The 5,733-nt window shown below is 68.1% G+C and carries 7 protein-coding genes; 4 read left to right on the top strand and 3 right to left on the bottom strand.

The genetic code is table 11. The annotated features are described in order from the left end of the window. Positions 1-258, bottom strand: a 258-nt coding sequence (locus OOT08_RS00035; RefSeq protein WP_325090556.1) for a DUF3099 domain-containing protein, incomplete at its 3' end; no start/stop codon positions are given. A 78-nt stretch (positions 259-336) separates the two neighbouring features. Between OOT08_RS00035 and OOT08_RS00030 the strand changes: the two genes are divergently transcribed. Together OOT08_RS00030 and OOT08_RS00025 are read left to right on the top strand one after the other, a co-directional pair. Further along, positions 337-1,047, top strand: coding sequence for a beta-ketoacyl-ACP reductase (locus tag OOT08_RS00030; protein WP_325090555.1), 711 nt, complete (start codon positions 337-339; stop codon positions 1,045-1,047). Positions 1,048-1,148: 101 nt separating this feature from the next. Continuing rightward, a complete protein-coding gene (locus tag OOT08_RS00025) occupies positions 1,149-1,949 on the top strand; it encodes a hypothetical protein (RefSeq protein WP_325090554.1) in 801 nt (266 codons plus the stop codon). Here OOT08_RS00025 and serB read toward each other — a convergent pair. Then, the gene (gene serB, locus OOT08_RS00020; protein ID WP_325090552.1) at positions 1,946-2,626 is read right to left on the bottom strand and encodes a phosphoserine phosphatase SerB; all 681 of its coding nucleotides are present in this window, start codon (positions 2,624-2,626) and stop codon (positions 1,946-1,948) included. The genes OOT08_RS00025 and serB overlap by 4 nt on opposite strands. A 111-nt stretch (positions 2,627-2,737) precedes the next feature. On the opposite strand from serB, the gene OOT08_RS00015 reads away from it, so the two are divergent. Next, positions 2,738-3,520: an ABC transporter ATP-binding protein gene (locus OOT08_RS00015; RefSeq protein WP_325090551.1), complete on the top strand. Its 783-nt coding sequence runs from the start codon at positions 2,738-2,740 to the stop codon at positions 3,518-3,520. Positions 3,521-3,617: 97 nt separating this feature from the next. Then, on the top strand, positions 3,618-3,866 hold the full coding sequence (locus tag OOT08_RS00010; RefSeq protein ID WP_325090549.1) for a type B 50S ribosomal protein L31: 249 nt from the start codon (positions 3,618-3,620) through the stop codon (positions 3,864-3,866). Positions 3,867-4,075: 209 nt separating this feature from the next. On the opposite strand, the gene OOT08_RS00005 is transcribed toward OOT08_RS00010, so the two are convergent. Further along, on the bottom strand, positions 4,076-5,733 hold a 1,658-nt coding region (locus tag OOT08_RS00005), incomplete at its 5' end, for an HNH endonuclease signature motif containing protein (protein ID WP_325090548.1).

Genomic DNA, 5,733 nt, shown 5'->3' with positions numbered 1-5,733 from the left:
GCCGAGTTCGAGGGGGCCGACCTGCTCAGGCGCGCCGCTGACGGTGCCGGTTTTCACGTTTGCGACGACCACGGCAAAGTAGGGCAAAAACACCGCGCCGATGGCCAGGATGAGGACCCAGACCCAGCCGCGCACGAAGGGCAGGGCGAGGATGCAGGCCATGCGCACGCCCATCGTGATGGCGTAGTTGCGCATCCGGTGGGACCGCTCGACGGAGGGTGCCTCACCGACCCCGGTGACCCGGTAATTCTTGTCCATGCCTGGTCCGCCTTCTCCGTTCCCCTCAAGCCTACGCCTAAGCTGGGGAGGAACCCTGTTTGACTTGGAAGGACCACTATGACGACACCCAGGACCGTGCTGATTACCGGCGGCAATCGCGGGATCGGTTTTGCGATCGCCGAGCGGATGATCGCGGACGGGCACCGGGTCGCCGTGACGGCTCGCTCGGGGGAGGGCCCCGCTGGCTCGCTGACCGTGCAGGCCGATGTCACGGACGCGGCGAGCATCGACGCCGCCTTCACGCAGATCGAGGCGGAGCTGGGCCCGGTCGAGGTGCTCGTGGCGAACGCGGGGATCACGAAGGACACGCTGCTGCTGCGCATGAGCGAGGAGGAGTTCACGAGTGTCATCGACACGAACCTGAACGGCACCTTCCGCGTGGTCAAGCGTGCGGCGAAGGGGCTGCTGAAGCAGCGCTTCGGGCGCGTCATCATGATCTCCTCCGTTGTGGGCCTCTACGGCGGCCCCGGGCAGATCAACTACTCGTCCTCGAAGGCGGCGCTCGTCGGCTTCGCTCGATCGCTGACGCGTGAGCTGGGCTCCCGCGGCATCACCGCGAACGTGGTCGCCCCCGGTTTCATCGAGACCGACATGACGGCGGCGCTGCCCGAGGCGCAGCAGCAGCAGTACCTCGCCTCGATCCCCGCGGCACGCTTCGGCCAGGCCGAGGAAATCGCGGGCGTCTGCGCCTGGCTCGCGGGTGACGACGCCGGGTACATCTCCGGGGCGGTCATTCCCGTCGACGGTGGGCTCGGGATGGGGCACTAGCCGTGCCCGCGTCCGGGCGGGCCGGGCAGGGCGACACTGCCCCTGACGCCGGCTCCCCGGACGCCCGATTTCTCCCCGATCAGCGATTCCTCGACTGGGACGTGTCGCGCCCTGCCGATGCTGATACTGAGCTCCCGGCCGACTCCGCTGCCGAGCCGCTGACACCGGAAGAGGAACAAGAACATGCGGCGATCACGAGCGCGCTGCAGGCGGAGGAAAAACGCCTCACCGCGCTGGCAGACTCAATTCTTCGTGACCTGAAGCATCTCCGGTGGTGGTTCCTCGCCGTTGCGGTGTTTCTCGTTGCGAGCCTGGTCGTGCCGATCATCAGCAGCGAGCTGAGCCGCGACCGGACCACCCCGTTACCGGCGCTGACCGGCGGGAGCTCGTGGAAATCCGATTCCGCGCTGCACGAGTTCCGGCAGACCGGGGCGGGGTCGCGGCAGCAGCCCTATGCCGTGGACGATTCGATCCGGACCGGCGGCTGGACGTTCGCAATTGCTGAGGTGAGCGAGGACGTCACCGAGGAACTGCTCGCGGCGGAACCCGAGCGGCCCGCGCCGGGGGTCAACAACCGCTTCCTGCGGATCGCGTTCACGGCGACCCGGGACGAGCCGGTCACGCCGGAGACCGCGCCGGAGCATGCCGAAATGATGCTGTTCGAGTACCTGAGCGAGGACGGCGTCGGTGGGATTGAGCTCATCACGCTCGCTGATGTTCCGGGGGGCATCGTGCTCGATCCGCGCACCGTCCGGGGAACCGCCCCAACCGGGTGGCCGGAGCAGATCGCCGGTTCCCTCGTGTTCCGGATGCCGCAGGACACCGAGGGCGAGCTCAGGATCCAGGTGGGGGTGACGCCCAGGGACTCGGTGCTGGTGGCGATCCCTCGGAACTTCCCCTAAGCGGAGGCGGGCCGCCCGCGGTCGAGCAGCGGGATGACCTGGGCCAGGTCGAGCTCGTCGATCACGACGTCGGCGAACTCGCGCACGATCGGCTTCGCGTTGAAGGCGACGGAGAGCCCGGCGACCTTCATCATTTCGAGGTCGTTCGCGCCGTCGCCGATCGCGATCGAGGCGGCCAGGGGGATCCGGGTCATCTCGGACCAGTGCCGAAGCGTGTCGGCCTTCGCCTGGGCGTCGATGATGGGGCCGGAGACGCGGCCGGTGAGCGCGCCGTCGAGGACCTCGAGGCGGTTCGCCTTCCAGATGTCCACGCCCAGCTCTGCCCCGAGCGGGTCGAGCAGCTCGTGGAAGCCGCCGGAGACGACGCCCACGATGCCGCCGCGCTCGTGCACGGCGGCGACGAGCCGGTGGATGCCGGTCATGGGGCGAATCTTCGGGTAGGTCTCGGCGAAGACGGACACCGGGGTCCCGGCGAGGGTGGCGACACGCTCACGCAGGCTCTCGGCGAAGTCGAGCTCGCCGCGCATGGCGCGCTCGGTGACCCGGGCGACCTGCTCTCGGGTGCCCGCCGTCTCGGCGAGCAGTTCGATGACCTCGTCGAAGATCGTGGTTGAATCGCAATCGAGGATGACGAGGGGTGGTACGGCAACCATTCGTTCGCTGTCGCTAGTTCCCATAGTTGTCGGTCGCGCCCCTTCTCAAGCTCGCACATGTGGCTGGCCGAGTCTCGGGTCTTCCGAGACACGGCACCGGACAATTCTACCTGGCTTTTCCGTTAGGCTGGCCACATGGTCAATGTGCTCGACTTTTCCGACGTTTCCTATGTCCGCAACGGTGCCGCCATTCTCGACGGTGTTTCCTGGCGGGTGACGAGTGACGAGCGCTGGGCGATCCTCGGACCGAACGGCGCGGGCAAGACGACCCTCATGAAAATCGCGACCGGGCACGACTACCCGACGAGCGGCACGGTGCACGTGCTGGGGGAGCGCCTCGGCGGCGTGAACGTCTTCGATCTGCGCACCCGGCTCGGCTTTGCCTCCTCGGCGCAGGCGCGTCGCATTCCCGGCAACGAGACGGTGCGCAACGTGGTCTTGACCGCCGCCTACTCGGTCGAGGGGCGTTGGAACGAGCAGTACGACGAGCTGGACACGCGCCAGGCCGACCGGATCCTCGCCGAGTGGGACCTCCTGGGTCTCGCCGAGCAGGCCTTCGCGACGCTGAGCGACGGGGAGCGCAAGCGCGTGCTGATCGCGCGCGCCGTGATGACGGACCCGGAGCTGCTGCTGCTTGATGAGCCGACGGCGAACCTCGACCTCGGCGCCCGCGAGCGCCTCATTCAGCTGCTGAGCGGATTCGCTTCCTCGCCGAGCTCGCCCGGGATGGTGCTCGTGACGCACCACGTCGAGGAGATTCCGCCCGGGTTCACGCACCTCATGCTCCTCAAGGAGGGCCGGATTGTCGCGGCCGGACCCATCGAGGAGACCCTCACCGCCGAAGCGCTCGCAGAGACTTTCGGCATCGAGGTTGACCTGCAACGCGCCAACGGGCGCTTTGCCGCCGTCGCACGCTAAAGTTCTGCTAAACTTACGTGTTGGCGCTCGCGCCGTAAAGCTTCGTGTCACCGAATCGATCCGATGACACACCTCCCCAGATACCGAAGGAACCCAGATGAAAACCGCCATTCACCCCGAGTACAACGCGATTGTCTTCCGTGACCTCGCATCTGGTGCGACCTTCCTGACGCGGTCCACCCTGACCAGCCAGAAGACCATCGAGCTCGACGGCGAGACCTACCCCGTCATCGACGTTGAGGTCTCCTCCGAGTCGCACCCGTTCTACACCGGCAAGCAGCGCATCATGGACTCCGCCGGTCGCATCGACAAGTTCAACCAGCGCTTCAAGAGCTTCGGCGCCTAAGCACGGTTCTCAAGCGGCCAATCTCCCTCGGGAGGTTGGCCGCTTTTGTGTTCCCACCGCCGGACAGCGGTTATGGCCGACGCCCCAGCGGTGAGGCGAGCGCTTCCCTCGCGCTGCCCGAGCGTGTGCCACGCAGGCGGGCGAAGGGATGAGGGGTGGGGTGAATGGACTGCCCTGGCCCCTGGCCCCTCGCCGCGGGAACAGACCCCTCAGGGGGTCTCCGGCGCGCCCGACGGTCGTTCAGGGTGCGTCGTCGCACGCCGTCCGCTCAGGGTCTCCCACTCCAGCACCCCGTTCACGTTATCGAGCAGGGTCCAGCCCCGGTGTGTCTTGCCCGGCCCGGTCGTCCCCGGGTCGCCGCGGCCCTTCATCGTGTGATGGGTGCGGCAGAGAAACGCGAGATTATCGTGACAGGTCTCCCCGCCCGCATCCCACGGCACCGAGTGATCCAGGTCACACCGGACCGCCGCCCGTTCACACCCGGGAAAGCGACAGTGCTGGTCCCGAATTTCGGTGAATCTGCGAAGCGCTTTGGGCGGCGAGTAACTGTCGCGGCCGACGTTGAGGATCGCGCCCCGGTCGTCGGTGAACAGGGCCCGGAAGGAGCCGATGCCGAAGGCGACCCGCTCCGCGGTCTCATCGTCGAGGACGCCGTAGCCGTCCAGCTGGGCGAATTCTTTGCCGAGGATCGCCTCGGCGGTGGCCTCGGGGCCGAGGTCGTCGGTGAGCCCGGCGAGGATGCGGGTGGGCACGGTCACGAGGACCTGCCCGCGCACCCCGCGGGGTGGGGCGGTGCTGGCCTGGGGGGCCGTGTCTCCCTCGGCTGGCGCTTCCGTGTCGATCTCGCCGAGCGAGATCAGGTCCACGAGCACGTCGGCGCGGAGCTGCGCGATGCCGCGGGGGAGCGGGAGCGCGGCAAGGGCCTCGGCAAGCTCCTCCTCGGTACCCGTGTGCGCGTCCTTCAACGCGTCCACGCGGTCCTGGTGGTCCTGTTTCTCCATGATCGCGAGCTGTTTCGCGAGGGCGTCGCTTCGGTCGTATGCCGCGGTGAGTTCCACGGCGGAGTGCCGGATCGTGAGCTCCATCATGCCGTTGCGGGCGGGCTCGTTCCAGGCACCGCGGCGCTGGAACGCATCCGCGTGCCTCGCCTCGGGAGATACGGGGTCCACCCGGTTCCTTAGGTCCTCGGCCACGCGTAACAGCTTCGCCGGGGTCAGCGTCGGGGCAACCTCGGCAAGCTGCTCGTCCAAAATTGAGCGGGCCACGGGCGGAGCATCAGCGGTGACCCGCACGATCGCGGATACGCGGGCCTGATCGAGCGCGCCGGACGAGAAGGCATCCCACACGTGGGGCAGATCCTCGGCGACCGCAAGAGCGTCGTTCAAGAGCCGCGCACCCGTGGGCTTCCCCACGGTGACGGCGAACGCGACCTCTTCGGCAAGCTGGCCCATCCGCTGCGCCCGGTCCTCGCCGGTCACGGTTTGCTCGATGACCTGCCCCGTCGAAGCGAGCACCCGTGCGGCGTCCTCCGCGGTCTCCCGCGTAAAGCGCTCCTCGTTCAGGTCGGCGAGTTCCGCGATCAAGCGAGCACGACGGGCCTCAACCCGGTTCTTCTCCCGCGTAGCCTCGGAAATCGCCTCACTCAGCTCAGCCTCGCGTGCGCGCAGTTCCTCGGCATTGAGGTGCACGCGGGCCGCTGACGCGGCCACCTTGGCGGCGGCAAGCGGATGCGGTGCCTGGTCACCCGGAATGACCCGGGACGCGGCAAAAGCATCGGCGGCAATGCGCTGCGCGATCTTCGCGGCGCTCGCCCCGGTCACCGTCCCCGTGCCCGGCACGCGCGCAAACGCACCGCCCCGCGATGTGC

The sequence above is a fragment of the Leucobacter sp. M11 genome (assembly GCF_035726885.1).
Taxonomy (GTDB): Bacteria; Actinomycetota; Actinomycetes; order Actinomycetales; family Microbacteriaceae; genus JAPFRB01.
The sequence above is the reverse complement of the archived record's forward strand: the minus strand, read 5'-3'. Positions and strand labels throughout refer to the sequence as shown.

Excerpts from the sequence above, each read along its gene's own strand:
- serB (WP_325090552.1), bottom strand. The coding sequence starts at position 2,626 with ATGGGAACTAGCGACAGCGAACGAATGGTTGCCGTACCACCCCTCGTC.
- OOT08_RS00030 (WP_325090555.1), top strand. The coding sequence starts at position 337 with ATGACGACACCCAGGACCGTGCTGATTACCGGCGGCAATCGCGGGATC.
- OOT08_RS00010 (WP_325090549.1), top strand. The coding sequence starts at position 3,618 with ATGAAAACCGCCATTCACCCCGAGTACAACGCGATTGTCTTCCGTGAC.
- OOT08_RS00015 (WP_325090551.1), top strand. The coding sequence starts at position 2,738 with ATGGTCAATGTGCTCGACTTTTCCGACGTTTCCTATGTCCGCAACGGT.